Genomic DNA, 20,804 nt, shown 5'->3' with positions numbered 1-20,804 from the left:
ATTTAAATGATCCGTTTGAGTCGATGGTGCCTTTCAAGGAAATTGAACTACACAAAGAATACCCCTTAGCCTACACAATAAACATCATCGTATTTTGGTGAAACTGTTAAATACGTGATTTAAAGTGTAGCAGAAAAGAATAGAGTGGTGATATATTTTAAACAATAAGCGCCAAATATTACCATATTTTTACTAAAGCGAATTATTTTTATTACAAAGTGAATCCATTGTATTCTTTTCCAGGTTCAACACTTCCGGTGGTTGTACCTGTTGCTTTTTCAGAGATGAGCTCACTGAGGGAGGTATTCTTTAAGAAAATATGAAAAAAAGTAATTCCAGCTCCCGCTACCCATCGCCAGGTATTCTCTAGAATAGATGGAGGAGAGATACTGTCCAACCTGTCCAGCTCTTCTTTTCCTGCATGCAATTCACGAAGAGCATTCACATAATGGGCAATTTCTCTTGAAACTTCTAGATTCATTTCTGTTTGTTCATATAAAAAAACAAGGAGTCGATTAGCCATGCTTAAACGGGTAATATAAAGTGCATCGTCTTTTAATTTGAGGCGTTCTAAATATAAAATATATTCCTCAAGAAGATATCTAGGTTTGGTGATGGCATATATTTTTTGAAATTCATCAGCTACTTCCTTTTTATCAACTTCATTAACCCGTTGATAAAATTGGCTTTGCATATCTTCTAATAATTCCTTATAGGTAAATGGATTTAATTGAAGAATTTTTTCTTCTACCAGCTGATTTACCGTCTCCCTGGATACATCCTTTTCTGGCAAAAGAATCAATTGAAGTCCTTTTTTTTGAAAAACCATACAAATAAATAAAGCAATGGTAATGGATTGAAGCGCGTAGTCTAATTTTCCTTGCAATGCTTTTTCTTCCAGATAATGAACGGCGCATAAAACAGCTAAATTTTGAACATCCAACTCACCGCAGCCATGGTTTAACCAGTCATAAATTAAAAAATTCACTGTATCATCAGCATTCATAAGTTCATATTTATTCGTAATAAAATCGATCCATTTTAAAAATAGAAGATATTTTCCTTCGCGCAATGCTTTTATGTATTCAAAACTGGAAGAGAGCATAACAATCCTTGAATGCTTTTTTTGAATCTTATCCTATACTTAAAGAACATAAATTAGCAAATGGTGCACACTATGAAAAGGAAGTGGTATGTGACTATTGCTGTATCTTTTTTACCTCTTAATTTAGCATTTGCATTTGGAAATTGCGATTTAACCCAATTTCGTTGGGAATGTGACATACCAGTAAAAGTGACACCTAGACCAGGAGCTACCTCACTTGTCTATTGTGGTAACTCTTATGGCTATTTGACCAAACATGAGTATGACATCTTGGCCCGATATCAACGTGCTAATGTTAATATGGTTCTTGATATCAATGGTGAATACATAGACAGTCCTTGTATTGGGGCTCAGAAATAGTACAATAGCTTGAAGCCTAAAAGTTATTTTTAAAAATAGACCGATTTATAAAGCGCAGTTATTCCACACCCAGGTTGCGCCGTTTCGACCCCTTTACTGATAAATAAATGATTATAGAGTTAGATGGTATTCCTATAGAGATATCCAGAAAAAAAATTAAAAATATTAATTTGCGAATTTATCCGCCCAACGGATTGGTTAAGGTGAGTGTTCCTCTTCGTTTCAGTGAAAACCAACTTAAAGAAAGCCTCCAGTCTAAAATGGCCTGGATCAACAAACAAAGAGCGCGTATTTTAAATTATCATGTAGTCGAAGAATGCACCTATACAACAGGATCAACTGTTTTATACCAGGGAAAAAAATATTTATTAATCATTGAGGAACATCATGGTCCCTCTCAGATTAGTATCCAGGATGAATTGATGTTTTGTTATACTCAGCCTTACAGTGACCCCTGCCAAATCCAGAGTATTTTTGAACGTTGGTGCAAACAACAAATGCAAAAATTATTACCTCAACTCATTCGCCATTGGGAAAGCATTGTTGGTGTCAAAGTTGTCGAATGGGGAATAAAAAAAATGAAAACCCGGTGGGGTTCTTGCAATACGAAGGCATCCAGGATTTGGTTAAATCTCAACCTCATGAAAAAACCGCCAATTTGTCTCGAATATGTCCTTGTTCATGAATTAATTCATCTTCTAGAACCCAGTCATAATCAACGCTTTTACAGGTTAATGGATCAATTTATGCCACAATGGCGCGAATATGAATACCAGCTTGAGGAGCGCGTACGTTGATTGATCAAGACCGCGTCATCCACCAACTTTGTAACCAAGGATTTTCAATTATTGATGGCTTTCTCCAACCATCTCAATGTCAGTTATTACGCGATACTGCACAAGTATTGTATGAACAAGGATTATTCCGTGGCGCTAAAATCGGTCTAAATCTACAAAAAAACGAAAGCATACGCACTGATAAAATTCTGTGGTTAGAGGATTATGAAAACAATCCGGCAATCCGAATCTTTTTAGAAAAAATAAATTACTTGGCCCAAATTTTAAACCAATCTCTTTTTCTGGGAGTTCACGAATTTGAAACCCACTTTGCTGCTTATCAGCCTGGAACCTATTATAAAAAGCACGTGGATCAATTTGCTTCCCAAAAAACAAGAAAAATCTCCTGCGTCTATTACCTTAATAAAAAATGGAAAACTGAATTTGGAGGCGAATTAAAAATTTACAACACCGAAGACCAATTCATTGAAAGCGTGCTTCCTTTAGAAAACCGCTTTATATGCTTTAAAAGTGATTTACCTCATGAAGTATGTATGACACATCAACCTCGTTACAGTATCACAGGTTGGATGAAAACTCAGTCCAATCTTTTTAAATAGAATATTTTCAATGAATCACTAAAAAATGAATGGTACGGTGTGCTCGCGTTATAAGAGGATAATTGTGTATAATGACTTTTTATTTTCTTTTAATCTTCTATGCATGCCTTAGAAATCAAACAACTGTCCAAAACCTATGCTAATGGTGTTCAAGCACTAAAAGGAATAGATTTAACCATTCACACAGGTGATTTTTTTGCTTTATTAGGCGCGAATGGCGCAGGGAAATCTACAACTATTGGCTTGATTACTACTTTGCTAAAAAAAACATCAGGTAGTATCAGTATTTTAGGTCATGATTTGGAAAAAGAATCTGAAAAAGCCAAGTCCTGTTTAGGCCTTGTACCCCAAGAAATTAATTTAAATATATTTGAAAATTGTGAACAAATCTTGTTAAACCAGGCTGGATATTATGGGATTACCAGAAAAAATGCACAGCCCAGGGTAGAGTCCCTTCTACAGCAATTAGGTCTTTGGGAAAAAAGGCATACCATTGCCCGACATTTATCCGGTGGAATGAAACGCCGATTAATGATAGCCCGAGCCTTGATACATCAACCTAAGGTACTCATCCTCGATGAACCTACTGCGGGTGTAGACATAGAAATCAGACACAGCATGTGGGAGTTTCTCACTCGGACGAACCAGGAAGGAACTACAATCATTCTCACAACCCATTATTTGGAAGAAGCCGAGCAATTATGTAAAAACATTGCCATCATTGATCAAGGCGAGATTATAAAAAATACCTCGATGAAGGCCTTACTTAAAACACTTCGGCATCAAACTTTCATATTCAATACAGAAAATCGGCTGGAATCATTACCTGATTTATATCCTTTTAAGTCCAAGTTAGTTGATAGCACAACCATTGAACTACGAGTGGATAATAATTTAAATTTAAATGATGCTTTTGCTCTTTTTACAAAGCATGGCATACAAATTCATAGTATGCGCAACAAGACCAATCGTTTAGAAGAACTCTTTCTGGATTTAATTAAAAATGGCCATTAAAAAACAACTTGTTGGATTATATACCTTAGTACGACGCGAATTGGTTCGTATGTTTCGAATTGCAAGCCAAGTATTTTTACCTCCTGTGATTACAACCACCCTCTATTTTCTTATATTTGGAAGTTTAATCGGGCCTCGAATTGGTTCTATTCAGGGTGTAAGTTATCCCATGTTTATTGCCCCCGGGTTAATTATGATGTCGGTTATCGTAAACTCATACGGCAATGTATCCTCTTCTCTTTATAGTGTCCGCTTTCAAAAAAGCATTGAAGAAATGCTGGTCAGCCCCATGCATCACGGTCTTTTGCTTTTAGGTTATGTTTTGGGTGGCGTCTTTCGGGGTCTTATCGTTGCAATCCTGGTTTACATTGTTGCCAGTTTTTTCCTTACCGTCCAATTAAGCCACTTACCCATGACGTTGTTGGTAGTATTGCTCGTAGCAGCTGTATTTTCTCTCGCAGGGTTTACCAATGCGATGGTTGCCCGAAATTTTGATGATATTATGATCATACCTACCTTTATACTCACTCCCCTTACCTATTTAGGCGGTGTATTTTACAGCATCCATATGCTTCCAGAATTTTGGCAAAAAGTATCCTCTTTTAACCCAATTTTATACATGGTTAATGCACTCCGGAAGGCTATGATTGGTCAAAGTGAAGTGAATACGACATTAGCAATGGGAATCATATGTCTCATGCTTGTCATACTTACCCTGGTTAATATGATTTTACTTAAAAGAGGAGTGGGACTTCGCGATTGATCTTTTTCATCTTCATTGTTGCGCCAAGCTCACTCCCTAATTCTGGCTGATTGCAACCAGAGTCATTCAATCCTGGTTGTAAAACAAACCAGGGCCAGGATTGGAATTCTCGTTAAAGAGTTGCAGGGATTTGGCAAATTAAGGAAATGTCAGCAATTGCTGCAGTTTGAATGCTTCCTGTTGCAGTAGTAGTTGCTGTAGTCGTTACCTCTACCCCGGTTACATAAGTGACATTGTCGATAACTCCACCTGCCCCAGTAGTGACCGTTTTTCCTGCCCCTGTAGTACTCGAAACAACATCTGGTTTAATTGGTTTAATTTCACCCTCTTTCGGGAAAGGAGCCTTAACAATTTTATCTGCTGTAACACGAACGCTTGCACCAGGACGCAGGTATTCATTCCTCGCCAAAACAAGTCCTTCAATAACTTGGATATACGTATCTTTTCCAACAACATAGACACGTACGTGGGTTCCTAATATTGCTAAAGAGAGTATTGGTGTTTTCAGTGACTCTTTAATTTTTTCAGGAGTTTTTATTTCGAGCTTACCTTTGTTCAATTCTGCTTTAATTTGGACTGATTCTTTGGGGGCATAACCTAAAATTTTATAGTTTGAATTCTCACCCAGATTAACCAAGGCTCCGTTTTTATATTGAAGATTAGCTGCGGCATCCTTACCTGTAATCACCTCGTCACCTACGTTAACAGCAGATCCCCGGGAGATCCCATGTTCCGCTCCATTGTGGCGCACTACAACTTGTTTTTGGGTAAATAAAACGGTAGCAGCAGATTGGGCAAAGATCTGAGTAGAAAGTATCAATAAGCCTGTAAATATAACTTTTTTCATATATATTCCTGTACAATTTGTCCCATTTATTAAATTAATGCTGCAAATTAGGTAGACTATAAAACCAAATATGTATCAACCTTGATATGATTAATCGTATTTGTTTTTCGAATGAATTTTGAATAGAATTCTTGAAAATTTTGGAACAACATGATTTTTCTAGGCCTATCCTTACTAATCTCTTTTTAGCTCATCCATTCTCGTATTCTATTCCTTGCTTTCCTTCCTTGAATTAAAAATTATTTATGTTGATGCACGAAAATTCCGTCCCAATTTTCAGGAGGAGGTATTTCCATAAATTCCTTAATCCGCTTAAGATACATCCCATATAAATAAATACCTGGGGATTTGCTTAATAGCATATCAAATTTTTTTTCTGCGGACGACCAGTTCTGCTCATAATAATCCTTCAAAGCGTCGTGGTATATATCCAACTCAGTCACTATTTCTGCAGAAACATCGGTTACCTTACCTATAGGCTGGTAGATAGTCAATCCGCTTTTTCGTCCTTTTACTGTAATTTTATCAATCGTTCTCCATACGAATTGGTCTTGTCCTGCTCGCGTTTTATCACTCACTAAAATCATGACTTTGTAAAATTTTGTTAAATCTTGTAAGCGGGAAGCAAGATTTACGGTATCTCCAATAACAGTATAAGCGCGACGGAATTCTGAACCCATATCGCCGACGTTCATTAGTCCTGTTCCTATTCCGATACCGATACTGACAGCGGGTAAATCCTTTTCACGAATTTTTTCATTGATCTGTGGCAGTTGTTTGGCCATAGTCAAAGCACAGTTAATTGCATGGGAAGCATGATCTTCATCAAGCATTGGGGCGCCCCAAAATGCAACTATCATATCCCCTACATATTTATCGATGGTCCCTCGAAAACTAAAAATTATTTCAGTTATCGGTGTGAAAAAAGCATTTAATAATCGCTTAACGTTGGATGCATCCAGGGTTTCGCTGAGATTTGTAAAGTTACGTATATCACTAAAAAGTACGGTCATATTACGTTCTTGTCCTTCCATGCTGTACTGATGAGAAGAATCGACGAGTTCTTTAACATAATCCTCTGGAACATATTGACCAAATAATTGGTTTAATTTTCTTTTTTGACGTCTTTCGATAATAAATAAATAACCGTAATTTGTTAACGTCAGTAGTACAACCAGGGTGAGAATTAAAGCTATAGGAAGATATAAGCTCTGATAGACAAATAAATAAATAGATAGGGCCCGAAGAACTAGAATACCAATCACAGCAAGAATTAAAATTCTGGAAACACTTAAAAAAGAGAATAACAGAGTAAAAAGCAATCCAATCAATATTAAATATATTTTACCTTGAGTTGTCCTCCAATCAAATTCAGAGACCAATTGTTGTCCTACAATTCCTTGGATCATGTTGCCCACCATCTCAACGCCAGGAAAAGATTGTGCTACTGGAGATTGATGCAGATCGGCCAAAAGAATTATTGTTGAACCAATAACTGCTATGGATCCTTGTAACTGTTTGGGATCAATTTTGTCTCTTAGAATATCGGTCGCAGAGTAATAATTTAATGAGCCAATTTGCCCCCAAAAAGGGATGAGAATTTGCCCTTTATCATTAGTAGGGATGAATACATTACCCATTTGTATCCCCAAAAGCTTGTGATTATCTGTTTTTAAGGCCACCTGTTTTACCATCAAATAATTCATTGCTGTTGCAAGAGCCAGGGTCGGATATAATTTGTTTTCATAACTGGCCAACATCAATCCATGTCGTATCGTTCCATCCAAATCCGGTACATTGGTCACTGCGCCTGCTTGGGTAGATGCATTGAGAAATAACGGCAAGCATCCGTTGTATCCCGAAAATTGATAAAGAGGTAAACTGTCTCTATATAAATACTTATCCTCTGGGTTCATTAAAGGCAAAGGTAACGCCCCTTTCCTAATTTCTTTGTCATTATGGAATAAAAACCCAAGAACCACGTTATGATCAAGTAAGGACTGAGCCAATATGCGATCGTTATCCACTCGTGGCGCTATTTGCTCAAGGAAATTAGTGAACTGCTTTTGTTCAGAAGGTAGTTGAGGCATCATTTTTTTCAATTCATCTTTTAAACCTATTGCATAATTTACTTCTGCCTCTGCCATAACAATATCTGTTCCTATGGTTACGACACCATTTTGTTTTAATTTATTAATTAACTCCGCTATTTTATTTCTTGGCCAAGGCCAGCGGCCTTCTTGTTGCACTGATTTATTATCAATATCAATGACGACTACTTGAGGGATAGTCTGATGCGGGCGCCAGTTTAACTGGACTACCTGATCATAAGTTCGATAATCCAGCTGGGTAATGAAGGAGCTCAGAAATGGAATATGAATGACATCAGCCAAAAAAATGAAAAAAGTCAAGAAAAGACCTAAAAGGATTTGTGTCCCTTTAGACCTGAATGATTTTGGCGAGAAATAATATTCCTTATTCACTAAAATATCCTTAAAAACTTCTCTTCCCCAAACCAAAAGAAGTCAATATAGAATCATCCTAACCAAATTGGTATTCTAAAGCGGCTAAAGTTTGATAACTTTGAAAAACGCCACCGGCATTATAATATTTTTCTTCAACTCGTAATGTAGCCTTTTTAAAGGAAATTGCGATACCACCACCGACACGAAATCCGCTTTTATCCATATTTAATTGAGGAAGAGAGCCATTAATCACACTGGCAGGATCTATCAAAGGGCGACTATTAGAAAACTGTGCTACCTGGATTAAACCGCCGCTAATAAAAGGCATCACATTCGGCTTGATATAGTACCCTAATTCTACATTTTCTAAAAACAAGGTTGCTTTATTGGTTAATGGAGCAACCCCTTGAAAGGTTGCTGTAGCTGGAAAAAAGAAATTATAGCTTCTCGTGTTAATTTCACTGAATAAAACGCCAACATTAGCGCGCATAAGAAGTTTATTCCATGTTTTTCTATAAATTCCATTTAAACTAATGAACCAGTTGTTATTATTGTTAGTTGATTTTGCGATTAAAGGTTCCGGAGGGCCTGAGTCGATAACGGTTAAGGTATCAAATTTGTTAAAGCCATACCCTCCCGATAAATCCGCATAAATGACGGGACTAAATATTTTAAATAAATGACCAAAAATTGTGTCGTTATGAATCGTTTGATTCGAAGTAGTCACAAAACCTGGGTTTATTAAAAATTGAGAAGTAAGCGCGGTATCAATTCCAAAATAATAAATACCTGCCATCATCGTTTGCCCTAAGGTAATATGATCACCCCCGCCAGAATAGAGATTTGAATGACCATTATATCGATTAAAATTCGCACCCGAGGTGGAATTGAATTTAAAATCGGTATAACCATAAAGGAATTCCGGGGTTATTTTTCGAAGATATTCTGACAGCTTGGATTGATTAATGGCCTCATCTTTAGACAATGTTGTTGCGTAAGCGGATGATCCGGTTGAGAGCAAAAAAATCGAACAAAGTAACAATTTTATTTTCATCACATCTAAATTCCTTTTTAGAGAAGGTATTATTTTTTTGCCTAATCATAAACTTAAAACATAAGAGGATACAAGAACAGATCAATGAGTCTCAAATCATTTTGGACTTTTACTTTATTTTCTATTAAACCCTAATGCTCTTAAACGTTGCTCTATAGAAGGGTGGGTTGCAAAAGCACTGCTTAAAGATTTTACTGGATCAATATCAGATGGGTCGAAAAGATATGATGCGTGCCTTACTTGTTCATGTGGTGTATTACCATATTCTTCTGAATAACGTTCCGCATTTTGCTGATGATCGTCATTAATTTTTAACAAAGCCCGTGCCAAGGGCTCATTATCTCGCATTAATTCAACACACCCAGCATCTGCCATTAATTCACGTGTTCGACTGAGAAATAAAGTTAACAACAAAGTGATTAAAGGTAACACATAACGTAATATGACAATCACCATGAGCAATCTATTATCTTCTCGCTTGTTATCTCGTCGATACACGGCTGAATAAAATAGCATATCTACCACAATCAGAAGAATATTACTCAAGATGGCAACCGTGAGCGTCAATTTAATATCATAGTGACGGATATGGCTTAACTCATGAGCCATGACTGCTTGCATTTCGGCTCGGTTTAATTTTTGCATGAGACCTCGGGTAATAGCCACCATTGCGGATTTTTCACTATATCCACTTGCAAAAGCATTCATATAATCTGCTTCGATGATAAAAACTTTGGGCATGTACTGTAAACCCGCTGCAACTTTCATCTCTTCGACGACGTTATATAATTGTTGCTCTTGTAAATTTTGTGCTGTTTCAGGGGTAATTTCATGGTATTCAGTACCAAGCAACATAATCCGATCATAAAATGCATAGGTGATCAATAAAGAGATGCTGGCAAAACCTATCATTAAAATAGTGGCATAGGGGATGACGCGCAGATGAGTTAATGCCCAAAAACACTGCTGCAAAGTAGCCTGCGGATAGGTGCTTTGCAGAATAAATAAATCGGCTATCAATCCTACTGCAAAAAAAATAAGGATATACAAAGTAATGACCGCAAATGTCTTACGTTGATTCCGCTTTATTTGTTCACGCCAATTGCCTACGCTACCATGATAATCTTCAAGGCTCATATTTTAGCCTCAAAACTTTACGGTATAATTTTCTTTAGCTTGGATCTGCTCTTCAGGTAGACCCCAGTAAACAAAATCCTTATCCAATGAAGAAGCAAAGAACGAAACAACCATCGATTCAAAGAATGATTTCTTTTTTGCATTATACCGTTCAATGCCATCATTATAAGCTTGCTTGGCATAAGCGAGCTTATTTTCCGTATTCACAATCTCTTCTTGCAATTGCATGACATTTTGATTTGCTTTCAACTCAGGATAGTTTTCGAATACTACATTAAGACCAGATGCAATCTGTGAGATTTGATTTTCCGCAGCAATACGCCCTTCTTCATTTCCCGCAGCTTTAGCCGCTTGAGCCTGATTCCGCAAAGCAACCACATCTTTCAATGTAGTTTGTTCATAATCCATATATTTTTTAACCGCTTCAATTAAAGACTCAAATACCTTAAAACGGCGATCTAACTGAATATCAATTTGTTTTTTATCATTATTAATCGCTTCTATGAGCTGAATTAAGGTATTGTAAACACTAATGGCCCATATAAATAAAAGTACTACAATAATAAGAAGAACAATAAAAAAGGTGCCCATTTTTCATCCTATGCAAAATTTTCTACAATTTAGTTATAGATCGAAAATGATAAAAAAAACAGTACGTGTATCGAGGTTTTTGGTGATCCATTCACTAAGAGTATGAATTATGAGTCAAAGCAAAGTTGGATGGTGTATTCATTTTATTTCCTACTATTTGAGTTGGATTGCATGCTTCTATTTTGCGGCTCAAAATAATGAGTATCTTGCACCAATAATGGGTTTCCTATTCATTGCAGTACAAATTGCCTGGCAATCCATGAATCGTTTGCCGTATTTAAATGCACTTTATTTCGCAATATTTATTGCAATGGTTGGTTCGCTGACTGATATGATTTGGTTGTACCAAAATTATATTTATTTTAAAGCAAATCCCTTCAGGTCCTATTTTACAGCGCCCTGGATGATTTGTATTTGGTTAAGTTTTGGATTGAATCTTATTATTCTTAATGAAAAATTAACACGTTATTATTTTAGCTGGTTTATTCTAACTCTTTTTTTAATGCCTTTTGCATACCAAATCGGAGCACGATGCAGCATAGTCTTTATTGAAAAAAATTCACCTTTTTATTATTTCGTAGGCATCACTTGGGCTTTTCTCTTGCCAGCCAGTTTTTATTTATATCACTATTTCATCACGCGGAATTCCAATTCAAAAATGGAAAAATTATCGCGCATTTAAAATAGGTTTTAAAAATTGGCCTGTGTAAGATGCGGCACATTCAGAGACTTGCTCTGGCGTACCAATTGCTATAATTTGCCCTCCTTTGCTTCCACCTTCGGGGCCTAGATCAATAATCCAATCCGCGGTTTTAATCACGTCTAAATTATGTTCAATGATGACGATTGTATTTCCTTGCTCCCGCAGGCGAAATAATACGCCCAATAATTGTTTTGTATCGTGAAAGTGCAACCCTGTTGTGGGTTCATCAAGGATATATAAAGTACTACCTGTATCTCGTTTGGATAGTTCCCGAGATAATTTAATTCTTTGAGCTTCTCCTCCAGAAAGGGTGGTGGCACTTTGGCCCAATTTAATGTAAGAAAGACCTACATCCATTAAAGTCTGGCATTTTCTAGCTAAAACAGGAATTGCTGAAAAAAATTGATTTGCATCCTCTACGGTCATTTCTAAAACTTCATGGATGTTTTTGCCTTTATATTGAATATCCAAAGTTTCTCGGTTATAGCGCTTTCCTTTACAAACATCACATAATACATATATATCCGGCAAGAAATGCATTTCAACTTTTATAAGCCCGTCACCCTGGCATGCCTCACAACGTCCACCTCGCACGTTGAAACTAAAGCGTCCAGGTTGATAACCTCGTGCTCGAGATTCTGGCGTGGCTGCAAATAATTCCCGGATATGAGTGAAAATACCGGTATAAGTGGCTGGGTTGGAGCGAGGAGTTCTTCCTATCGGACTTTGATCAATATCAATCACTTTGTCACACAAATTGAGACCTTCAATCTCTTTAACTGATCCGGGAATGAACAAGCTGGCTCTATTGAGTTGATTGGCAGCATAAGGATATAACGTATCATTAATTAAGCTGGATTTGCCTGACCCGGAAACTCCGGTAATGCAAGTGAGCAAACCTAAAGGAATACTGACATTCACACCCAGTAAATTATTGCAAACAACACCTTTGAGATGAATCATTTTTTCAGGATTCATCGGTAAGCGTTTTTCTGGAATGGCTATAGATTTTTTGCCTGATAAATATTGCCCCGTTAATGAATGGGGAGATTTCATAATTTCCTTCGGACTACCATGGGCGACAATTTCACCTCCATGTACTCCTGCGCCCGGTCCTATATCCAAAATATAATCTGCATTGCGGATGGCATCTTCATCATGCTCCACAACAATCACCGTATTTCCCAAATTGCGCAAATGCACCAGTGTTTTTAATAATCGATCATTATCCCGCTGGTGCAGTCCAATTGAAGGCTCATCTAAAATATACATCACTCCAACTAGCCCTGAGCCGATTTGGCTTGCTAATCGAATACGCTGGGCTTCTCCCCCAGACAATGTCTCAGCACTTCGCGTCAGAGAGAGGTAATCCAGACCTACATTCACCAAAAATCCCAGTCTTTCAACAATTTCTTTGTTAATCTTGGCTGCAATTTCTCCTTTATGCCCTGGCAAGCTTAAATTTTTAAAAAATATATAAGCCTTATCTATAGAATAGGCAGTTACTTCAGGTAAATTTTTATTATCGATGAAGACGTGGCGTGCTTCCTCACGTAATCTTGTGCCGTGGCATTCCTGACATGGCCGAGAGGATAAATACTTGGCAAGCTCTTCACGGATTATTCCCGATTCGGACTCACGATAACGCCGCTGCATATTAGGAATAATGCCTTCAAAGGCATGACGTTTTACCGTATAACCACCATTAGGCCGATGATATTGAAATTCTATGACTTCATGACCACTACCGTATAAAACAACACGGGATATTTCTTCAGGCAAATCACAAAATGGAGTGCTGGTGTCGAAATGATAATGTTGTGCAAGGGATTCAAGCATCGAGTAATAATAGTTGGTTTTCTTATCCCAACCTCTTATGGCCCCTTCTGCCAAACTGGCTGTTTTATCATGAATTACCCGCTCTGGATCAAAAAACTGGTCAACACCTAACCCATCGCAGGAAGGACAAGCACCCACTGGATTATTAAAAGAAAAAAGTCTTGGTTCCAACTCACTAAGACTATACCCACATTCTGGGCAAGCAAATTTGGAAGAAAAAACAAGATCTTGAAACTGCTCATCCATTGAAGCCACTACTGCAAGTCCTTCTGCTAAATTTAAAGCATTTTCAAAGGACTCACTCAAACGTTGTGCCATGTCGGGTCTTACTTTAAAACGATCGACTACTACTTCAATGGTATGTTTTGTACGTAAGCCAAGCTTTGGAGGAGAATCCAATTCATATAATACCCCGTCAATACGAGCTCTTACATATCCTTGAGATTGCAATTGTTGTAGTAACTGGACCTGCTCTCCTTTGCGTTCACGAACCACGGGCGCCAAAATCATGACCTTACTGTCGGTGGGCAAAGCCAATACTTGATCGACCATTTGACTAATGGTTTGCGCATGCAAGCTGACATGATGCGTGGGACAGCGCGGCTCACCTACTCGTGCGTAGAGCAAACGCAAATAGTCATAAATTTCTGTTATTGTACCTACAGTAGAGCGTGGGTTATGAGAGGTTGCTTTTTGCTCAATTGAAATCGCTGGCGATAAACCCTCTATAGAATCTACATCCGGTTTTTCCATCATGGATAAAAATTGTCTTGCGTAAGCAGATAAGGACTCAACATAACGACGTTGTCCCTCAGCATACAAAGTATCAAAAGCGAGAGAAGATTTTCCCGAACCCGATAAACCAGTAATGACAATTAATTTATCTCGTGGTAAATCCAAATCCAGGTTTTTAAGGTTGTGGGTTCTTGCACCACGTATGGAGATTGTATGCATAAAGTCTGATAATCTGGTTCACTAGCAGCTGCAAAGGAGTCAATTATACGCCAAAACGCTAAAGCGTATAAAGCTTTTGCAAACGTTTAAAATAATCAACTATTTTAGCATATTTTTGTTCTTAAAAATGAAATGATCCGGTATACATTTAAAAATTAAAGATTATACTACAAAAAAAAAATTCCAGCGATGGAACAAATATCCATTGAGAAGAAGGACTTGTTGGAAAAGGGACATTCATGAATATCTTGACACAATTTAAATTTTTTCTATGGAAATTTAGCCATTTCAAAGTACCTTTACTGGGTTATTTAAAACCCCAGCTCATCAAAATAAACGATACAGAAATAATTATACGGCTTCCTTTAAATAGACGCAGCCGCAACCATTTAAATTCCATGTATTTCGGAGCTCTGTGTGCCGGAGCTGATCTGGCCGGGGGTTTGTATGGTTTCTATCATGCACATCAAAAAAAAATACAGGTTTCTCTTGTTTTTAAGTCATTTCAAGCGCAGTTTTTACGCCGGCCAGAATCCGATGTGTATTTTCAATGTCAGGAAGGGGCAAAAGTCGAGGCCATGTTAGAGAGGTCCAAGAAAACAGGAGAACGCGTATCTGAACCTATTCAAGTCAAAGCTTATACCGATTATCCCAATCTAACAGAATTAGTGGCAGAGTTTGTTTTAGAGTTGTCGGTAAAAATAGCAAACTAACCATAAATTTTGCTATTAACAAAAATTAACATACAAAAAATATACATTGCTTTTACCAAAATAACCGACGAAAATATTGCCAAACTGTGGTATTCTTAATTCGAAATAATATAATGACAGAAATTATTTATGAATTTCATTAGGTTATCTGTAAATGATATTTGAAGAATATATAAAATTATTAGAGTCATTCAAGCAAAACCAGATATCTAAATTACTGGAAAGGATAGACACTAAAATTTTTGATGTTCTTTACAGTAAACATGTAAGTCATCGAATCGCTCCTTATTTTCCACGCTATGAACTTTGTTTCATGTCAGACGAAACCGAATTGCAGCCTGGTAAAGTTTATATAAGAGCGCACAATGGAAAAATTGCCTACTCAGTCATTACTCCTGATAATAAAATTATTAAAGATGCTGTCCTGGAAGAAATTGCAGCCCCCAATCCATTTCACTATAAGATATCCTTAATAACAAAAGGCATGAAAGTGGAACAGGGCGTATTATACGTCCGTGCAGTAGATAAAGGTCTTCGGTACACGGTTCTTGATTCTACAGGGAAATTAAGAACTGGTCTCATTAAGAAAGAAGAACTCAGCCTTCCTCTACAGCCAGGTTTTAAAGCTGAAGATTTAGAACCCTTTTTACCTGATATATTAAGTATTACCTCTAAAAGAGGCCATTCCCAACCCTTTACCCTGAAAGCATTTAGGGCAAGAGTATTGTCAGCAACGTCCAGATTAGGTCATACCAGTTGGGCACCTTTTAAAGATTACTCCCTGGATCCAGATAATATTTCTCAGATTAAAAAATTAATTAATGCACTTTATTATGCACGATTAACTTTTATTGATTTAGAAAATGTAGATGTCAGAAATATAAAAAGAAGTTATTCCGATCTGAAATTACTTTATGGTAAAACCATAGATCTTGCCTATGAAGCCAGTTATCTCCTGACTCATTTAGATGTTGATCTTAAAGAGATGTTCCAGGAAGAGCTCTCTATTATCATTCCCTTATTCAACCAAATTCAAGAATTTGTTAAGAAACAAGCTCAAAACAAAGAAGAGATTGTAAAGGCTCTTGATCCCATGCCTATAGCCTATGAAGCAGGCGAAATCGCAGGAATTGCAGTTGATCAAATGCGTCCTATCGGTGGGGATGTAGATTTTAACTTTCTTACCCAATTTAGTGCTGTTTTACCGAGTTATATCAATAGATTAACCCAATACATCGAACAATTTTCTTCGGAAATAAAAAAATCCGAGCCGAAACTGAACCAGGAAAAACTGGATGAATTACAAAGAGCCGCCCTTAATTTATTGAATGATATTGAAAATTTAAAAGGGAATAGTTTTTTTGTTTCTTTAAAATTCTTAAATTATATCCATATCATCCGCAATATTATCACCCTCTCCACAAGTTCACTGGAACAAATAGGAGAGCTGAGCGAGGCTTCCCAAGATCTGATTCGAGAGAAACTGGCTAAACTAAAATATGAGGTTTTACCAGCTTTGTTTAGCTTGGTTGATAAAATTGAAGACAATGCCATGCTAAAGCCTGGAACTTTGTCAGTTCCTCTAATGGAGCAAGTCAAAGTCTTATATGAAAAAATACTTTACTTACCCAAAAAAGCAATAGACTTCAAAGCGAAAGGTGAAGAGTTACTCGAAATTGAAGATACTCGTTTTATTGAATTAAGATTGGAAACAACCTATAAAAGGATTGATAAAGCCAATAAAAAATTAAATAGGATTCAGAAGGCAAATTCGGCATGTAAACAGTTTTTTGAAATATTAAATGATCCTCAATACAAATCTCTCAGTTTGTATCAGCTTCCAGCAGATATCAAAAAGGAATTAACCCTACTTTATAAATTAATTAAGCCGTACATGGCCAAACTGGATCTTAATTTAAATGATCTCATTATCTCTAGGTTAACCAAACCCGAAGACTGGTCTTCTTATGTGGGAAGGCCTATACGCTATATGACACGTCGTCTTCCAGTAGATCATATCAGCAGGATATTAGCTCAAGAAAAAGCATTAAAGGATTTAATTACCAAAGATGAAAACAGCCAGTTGTTTCATATTGACTTAAATAAAGATCTCATTGACTCGGTCCACAAAAAAGCGAAATTGGTTTTATTCCCATTTCATGAAGAAGCGGATGTTTATGCTCTTGATGAGTCCATACCTCTGGACACCGAAAAAGAAAAAGATAGAAATTCCAGACTTTCTAAAGCAGAATTTCAACATGTAAAATTTGCTTATTTGCGTTTTGCACACATTATTAAAGAACACATGGAACAAGAACCTGCTCTTTATGAAAAGAGTTTAGGTATACACGCTCTTGCTCCTGAATTAAAAAGTGAATGCCAACAATTATTTCTAGTCTTTCAACCTTATCTAACTTCAATCATTTCTTCTGAATTCGACGACTTGGCCCAAAAAAAGGTTTTTCAACCTTATTTAACTGCCATTATCGCACCAGAGATTAAAAACCTAGCAATCAGTTTTGAACATTATTTATCTGATTTGTTTGCATCAAGACCCATCAAAAGCGCGCCATCTACAGAAAGTTTTAATAGGTTAAATAGAAATATCCATACATTTTTAGACCATATAGATTTAGAGTGGTTTGGTAAAGATGAATTCCGGGAAATTCTGGTAGCATACAACCAATTTTCCGATATCATAAAAAAACAAATTGAGCTGAAATCACGGCGACATGGTCACAATAATTTTTTATTAACGAGTATTGATAAAAAAGCAAAAGAAGAATGCTGTAAGTTATTTCCCATTTTTCAACCTTATTTAAAATTCATTCTGCCATCTGATCTCCATAAGTCTAGACACCGTTTTGAAAAATATATCAGTGCCTTACTAGAAAATGAGTCAACAGATATTTTAAAAACACCGCCTCCCTCTTTGTTTTTAGATTTAGACAAACATATTCGGGATTTCTTGGGTAAGTGGCAAGATAAAAGTCAAACTTATTATAATTTTTCAAAATCTAAATTCCTTGATGAAAAGGATTCCCTGGAGTTAACTGCCAAACGCGCAGAAGACGCAAAGTTGCATTTTGTAAGATCAGAAGGTGATAAGTTTCTCTTAAATACTCAAGATTTAGATGCTGATCAAACCCTTGAAATTTATCAATGGTATCGAAACAAGCATAATAAATTTTTAGTGATCCAAAATGCATACATTCAATTCATGAAATTGTTAAGCAAAGAAATGCATGCAAATCCCAAGCTTCAAGGGGATATTTTGTTTCTGAATGAAATGGATACTAAAGTAAAAGATCGATTGAGAAATCGATACAGTATTTTCCAATCTTATTTAATTTGTGCCGTACCCCCTGAATTGAAAGAGGATGTCTTGCAGCTTGATAAATATTTCGCTGCTCTTTTATCCAATCGCGAAGTTGATGAAAATGCAAAACCTTCACTTCTACTGTTTTTCGAATTAGACAGGCCATTTCGTGATTTCTTTTCCAAAATTACCAATAAGTGGAGGCGGAGAGAGCAATTATTCAACGCAATGGCACAACAAAAATTCACACAAGAAAATATTACTAGAGAACTCAAACCTGATACTAGAACTGGTAGAGAGCAATACGTCCTTCAGCACACCAATTACTCCAAACGCATTCACGAGTTTCGACAATCATTATTTGATGTGACGAAACATTTAAACAACACCATGCAAAAGGAATTAAATCCTAACAAACCCCAATCCCAAGAGGTCATTGAACTGATACCTACAACAGTGTTCAGTGATCTCGCTCAAATGGTAAGAGGCCCTTCAGTACCCTATCCCGAAATGGAAGACAAGAATAAAAGATTGGCACAAGGCAAACAGGTTTGTGCTTTGAAAGATATATTTAATAGTATGTTCCATTTAGAAGGAATCGTTCTTGAATTAGAAAAATTAAATGATCAAAGTGCTAAAAGTCGTTATGTTTATTATTTGTTACAAGCCTATGGACATTTAAATGAGATCATTAAATCAGCCAAAAGATTGGCTGCTGATCCTCATTTAGGTTTTATTGCCCGTGATTTATTGGATAAAGCACAATATCTCTATGCCACTTTTCAGGAACAATCTGAAACCTACCAAATGGGCGCAGAACAAGTTTCCTACGGCCCGACTGAAGTACAATATAATCCATTATGGTACGTACTCAATGCCTTTTACATTGGTCCGAAACACATAAGAGCGCTTAGAAATACGAATTATCTAACTACTGAAGAACTAAATAACTTACACATTCGAGCTAAAAAAGCTACCTTAATCATAGAAAACCTCATTAACGATTCTGATTCCTATTTCAAACTGTTCCTGCTAACACCCAATATGATTTATCTCTATCAGGAACTCACAACAAAGCTTAATGAATTTACGACGACAGCTCATGATGGAGTCATTGATAATCTAGAAAAAATACGCGCCTCAGTATTTACACCCATGCTACTGGAAGCAGATCGTTGGGAAAACAGGTTAGGACTTCAACCCGGTTTACTCTCAGGACCATTAAGACAAATAACAGATGAATTCATTAAGGGATTATTGCATCCACTCGGTTTAACGTCACAAAAATACTTTGATATTGCTTTTGATCGGGAACCGCTGGAAAAAAGAATTGCCCAAGCCGAAACACAGATTGAAAACTCAAAAAAATATCTAAAAAGAATTGATGAAAGTTATAAAGATATTGAAAATTTATACTATTGGTATCTACAACTAACAACACCTGTAGAAATTTTTGATATTACAGCACGCCCCTCTTTTGTATCTCAGGCTCAAGCTAAAATCGAATTGGCGGCGGCCTATAAAAAAGCACTCCCTAAGCTAACGAAACTTAAACGGGATAAAAAAATTGAAATAACGCCTAGCCAGTATCCAGAAGATCACACATTGGATGCGCTATGTAATTTCGGACTGAAAGATTATGATCCCCATCATACAGAAGTTGAGGCATTAATTGTTGCAAGCCATCATTACTATCTGGGCTTAAAAGCAACACACCAAATGCAGCTTGAAACAGCTGGTGAGAAATTAGACTATCTCATGAGTTTGCTTCCAATTCAGAATCAAGAAGAAATTCTGTTTATTGACAAGTATACTGAGGAATCCTTTGACAAAAATCTGGAGACGATGTGTAACAGTTTTTTAGGATTGCAATATACAGACGCAGAATACAGGACAAAACTTAAATCCTATTTAGTGAAGCTCCGAACAGAAATCATTGAAGAATCAAAATTTAAGGAGGATATCGATTCCAATATCAAACGGTGCTTGCAATTAGAAATGAGTAAATTTGAAAAAAAATATTTTGCTCAATACAACCATTTAGATGCCGTGCAAATCGCGTTAGCGCACTTCAAAAGTTATTTTAAAGAAGCAAGAACTGCTATCGATAATCAAACCTCTTTATTTGAAAGTAATGAGACTTTAGCTGAGAAATCGAACCGCATCAGCAAGTTGGAAGCTATGGCTAATGACAAGTCATTGGAAGTTCAGGATAGAATCAAAGAAATAAGTAAAGAAATAAATGATTCTAATTTCTCTCGTATCATCTTAAAACACAAACAAATAGAAACCTTTAGTTTTGCCTATTTAAAGGTATGTCTTCTGTGGTTATTTGAAGCATTACATTTATATACACCATCACGGCAACAACTTCTTGAAGACATTAAAGATGCTGTCGAAAAACCACCCCAAAAAAGGGCGGCAACCCAACGCATTGGCTTCTTTTCACATCCTAAACAGGCTAAAGAAATATCGGACAAAGATTATGAACCATCATCTATGTCTACTGCTACTGCCACCGTTTAATTTTAAATTTTATCTGAT

At 36.6% G+C, this 20,804-nt stretch carries 15 protein-coding genes; 8 read left to right on the top strand and 7 right to left on the bottom strand.

The features are described from left to right. Nucleotides 1-211: 211 nt before the first annotated feature. Nucleotides 212-1,105, bottom strand: coding sequence for a helical bundle domain-containing protein (locus tag BU07_RS0102575; protein ID WP_031563409.1), 894 nt, complete (start codon nucleotides 1,103-1,105; stop codon nucleotides 212-214). Between the two features lie 72 nt (nucleotides 1,106-1,177). On the opposite strand from BU07_RS0102575, the gene BU07_RS0102570 reads away from it, so the two are divergent. The 5 genes from BU07_RS0102570 to BU07_RS0102550 all read left to right on the top strand — a co-directional run bounded on the left by BU07_RS0102570 (nucleotide 1,178) and on the right by BU07_RS0102550 (nucleotide 4,638). Then, nucleotides 1,178-1,465 carry a hypothetical protein gene (locus tag BU07_RS0102570; RefSeq protein ID WP_031563407.1) on the top strand — a complete coding sequence of 96 codons (288 nt, stop codon included), beginning with the start codon at nucleotides 1,178-1,180 and terminating at the stop codon, nucleotides 1,463-1,465. Between the two features lie 107 nt (nucleotides 1,466-1,572). Continuing rightward, nucleotides 1,573-2,262, top strand: coding sequence for a M48 family metallopeptidase (locus tag BU07_RS0102565; RefSeq protein WP_031563404.1), 690 nt, complete (start codon nucleotides 1,573-1,575; stop codon nucleotides 2,260-2,262). Further along, nucleotides 2,259-2,861, top strand: coding sequence for a 2OG-Fe(II) oxygenase (locus BU07_RS0102560; protein WP_031563402.1), 603 nt, complete (start codon nucleotides 2,259-2,261; stop codon nucleotides 2,859-2,861). Before BU07_RS0102565 ends, BU07_RS0102560 begins: the two co-directional genes overlap by 4 nt. Nucleotides 2,862-2,960: 99 nt before the next feature. Beyond that, nucleotides 2,961-3,875 (top strand): ABC transporter ATP-binding protein, encoded by a 915-nt coding sequence (locus BU07_RS0102555; RefSeq protein WP_031563400.1) that lies wholly within the window; start codon nucleotides 2,961-2,963, stop codon nucleotides 3,873-3,875. Continuing rightward, complete coding sequence (locus BU07_RS0102550) at nucleotides 3,865-4,638, top strand: ABC transporter permease (protein ID WP_031563398.1); 774 nt, start codon at nucleotides 3,865-3,867, stop codon at nucleotides 4,636-4,638. Before BU07_RS0102555 ends, BU07_RS0102550 begins: the two co-directional genes overlap by 11 nt. 112 nt (nucleotides 4,639-4,750) lie before the next feature. Here BU07_RS0102550 and BU07_RS0102545 read toward each other — a convergent pair whose 3' ends face one another. The 5 genes from BU07_RS0102545 to BU07_RS0102525 all read right to left on the bottom strand — a co-directional run bounded on the left by BU07_RS0102545 (nucleotide 4,751) and on the right by BU07_RS0102525 (nucleotide 10,732). Then, nucleotides 4,751-5,485: a FecR family protein gene (locus BU07_RS0102545; RefSeq protein ID WP_031563396.1), complete on the bottom strand. Its 735-nt coding sequence runs from the start codon at nucleotides 5,483-5,485 to the stop codon at nucleotides 4,751-4,753. 239 nt (nucleotides 5,486-5,724) lie between these two features. Next, nucleotides 5,725-7,968 (bottom strand): CHASE2 domain-containing protein, encoded by a 2,244-nt coding sequence (locus BU07_RS0102540; protein ID WP_031563393.1) that lies wholly within the window; start codon nucleotides 7,966-7,968, stop codon nucleotides 5,725-5,727. 58 nt (nucleotides 7,969-8,026) lie between these two features. Next, nucleotides 8,027-9,004 carry an autotransporter outer membrane beta-barrel domain-containing protein gene (locus BU07_RS0102535; protein WP_031563390.1) on the bottom strand — a complete coding sequence of 326 codons (978 nt, stop codon included), beginning with the start codon at nucleotides 9,002-9,004 and terminating at the stop codon, nucleotides 8,027-8,029. A 114-nt stretch (nucleotides 9,005-9,118) separates the two neighbouring features. Next, on the bottom strand, nucleotides 9,119-10,141 hold the full coding sequence (gene htpX, locus BU07_RS0102530) for a zinc metalloprotease HtpX (protein ID WP_031563388.1): 1,023 nt from the start codon (nucleotides 10,139-10,141) through the stop codon (nucleotides 9,119-9,121). Between the two features lie 9 nt (nucleotides 10,142-10,150). After that, on the bottom strand, nucleotides 10,151-10,732 hold the full coding sequence (locus BU07_RS0102525) for a LemA family protein (protein WP_031563386.1): 582 nt from the start codon (nucleotides 10,730-10,732) through the stop codon (nucleotides 10,151-10,153). 109 nt (nucleotides 10,733-10,841) lie between these two features. Here BU07_RS0102525 and BU07_RS0102520 point away from each other — a divergent pair, with 109 nt between their 5' ends. After that, nucleotides 10,842-11,414 carry a DUF2878 family protein gene (locus BU07_RS0102520; protein ID WP_031563385.1) on the top strand — a complete coding sequence of 191 codons (573 nt, stop codon included), beginning with the start codon at nucleotides 10,842-10,844 and terminating at the stop codon, nucleotides 11,412-11,414. Here BU07_RS0102520 and uvrA read toward each other — a convergent pair. Beyond that, nucleotides 11,400-14,228, bottom strand: a complete 2,829-nt coding sequence (uvrA, locus tag BU07_RS0102515) for an excinuclease ABC subunit UvrA (protein WP_031563383.1) — start codon at nucleotides 14,226-14,228, stop codon at nucleotides 11,400-11,402. The genes BU07_RS0102520 and uvrA overlap by 15 nt on opposite strands. A 239-nt stretch (nucleotides 14,229-14,467) precedes the next feature. Between uvrA and BU07_RS0102510 the strand changes: the two genes are divergently transcribed. After that, the gene (locus BU07_RS0102510) at nucleotides 14,468-14,941 is read left to right on the top strand and encodes a PaaI family thioesterase (RefSeq protein WP_031563381.1); all 474 of its coding nucleotides are present in this window, start codon (nucleotides 14,468-14,470) and stop codon (nucleotides 14,939-14,941) included. A 154-nt stretch (nucleotides 14,942-15,095) separates the two neighbouring features. Continuing rightward, nucleotides 15,096-20,786, top strand: a complete 5,691-nt coding sequence (locus tag BU07_RS0102505; protein WP_051635447.1) for a hypothetical protein — start codon at nucleotides 15,096-15,098, stop codon at nucleotides 20,784-20,786. The last annotated feature ends 18 nt before the right edge of the window (nucleotides 20,787-20,804 follow it).

The organism is Legionella wadsworthii DSM 21896 = ATCC 33877, from assembly GCF_000701265.1.
GTDB lineage: Bacteria > Pseudomonadota > Gammaproteobacteria > Legionellales > Legionellaceae > Legionella > Legionella wadsworthii.
The sequence above is the reverse complement of the archived record's forward strand: the minus strand, read 5'-3'. Positions and strand labels throughout refer to the sequence as shown.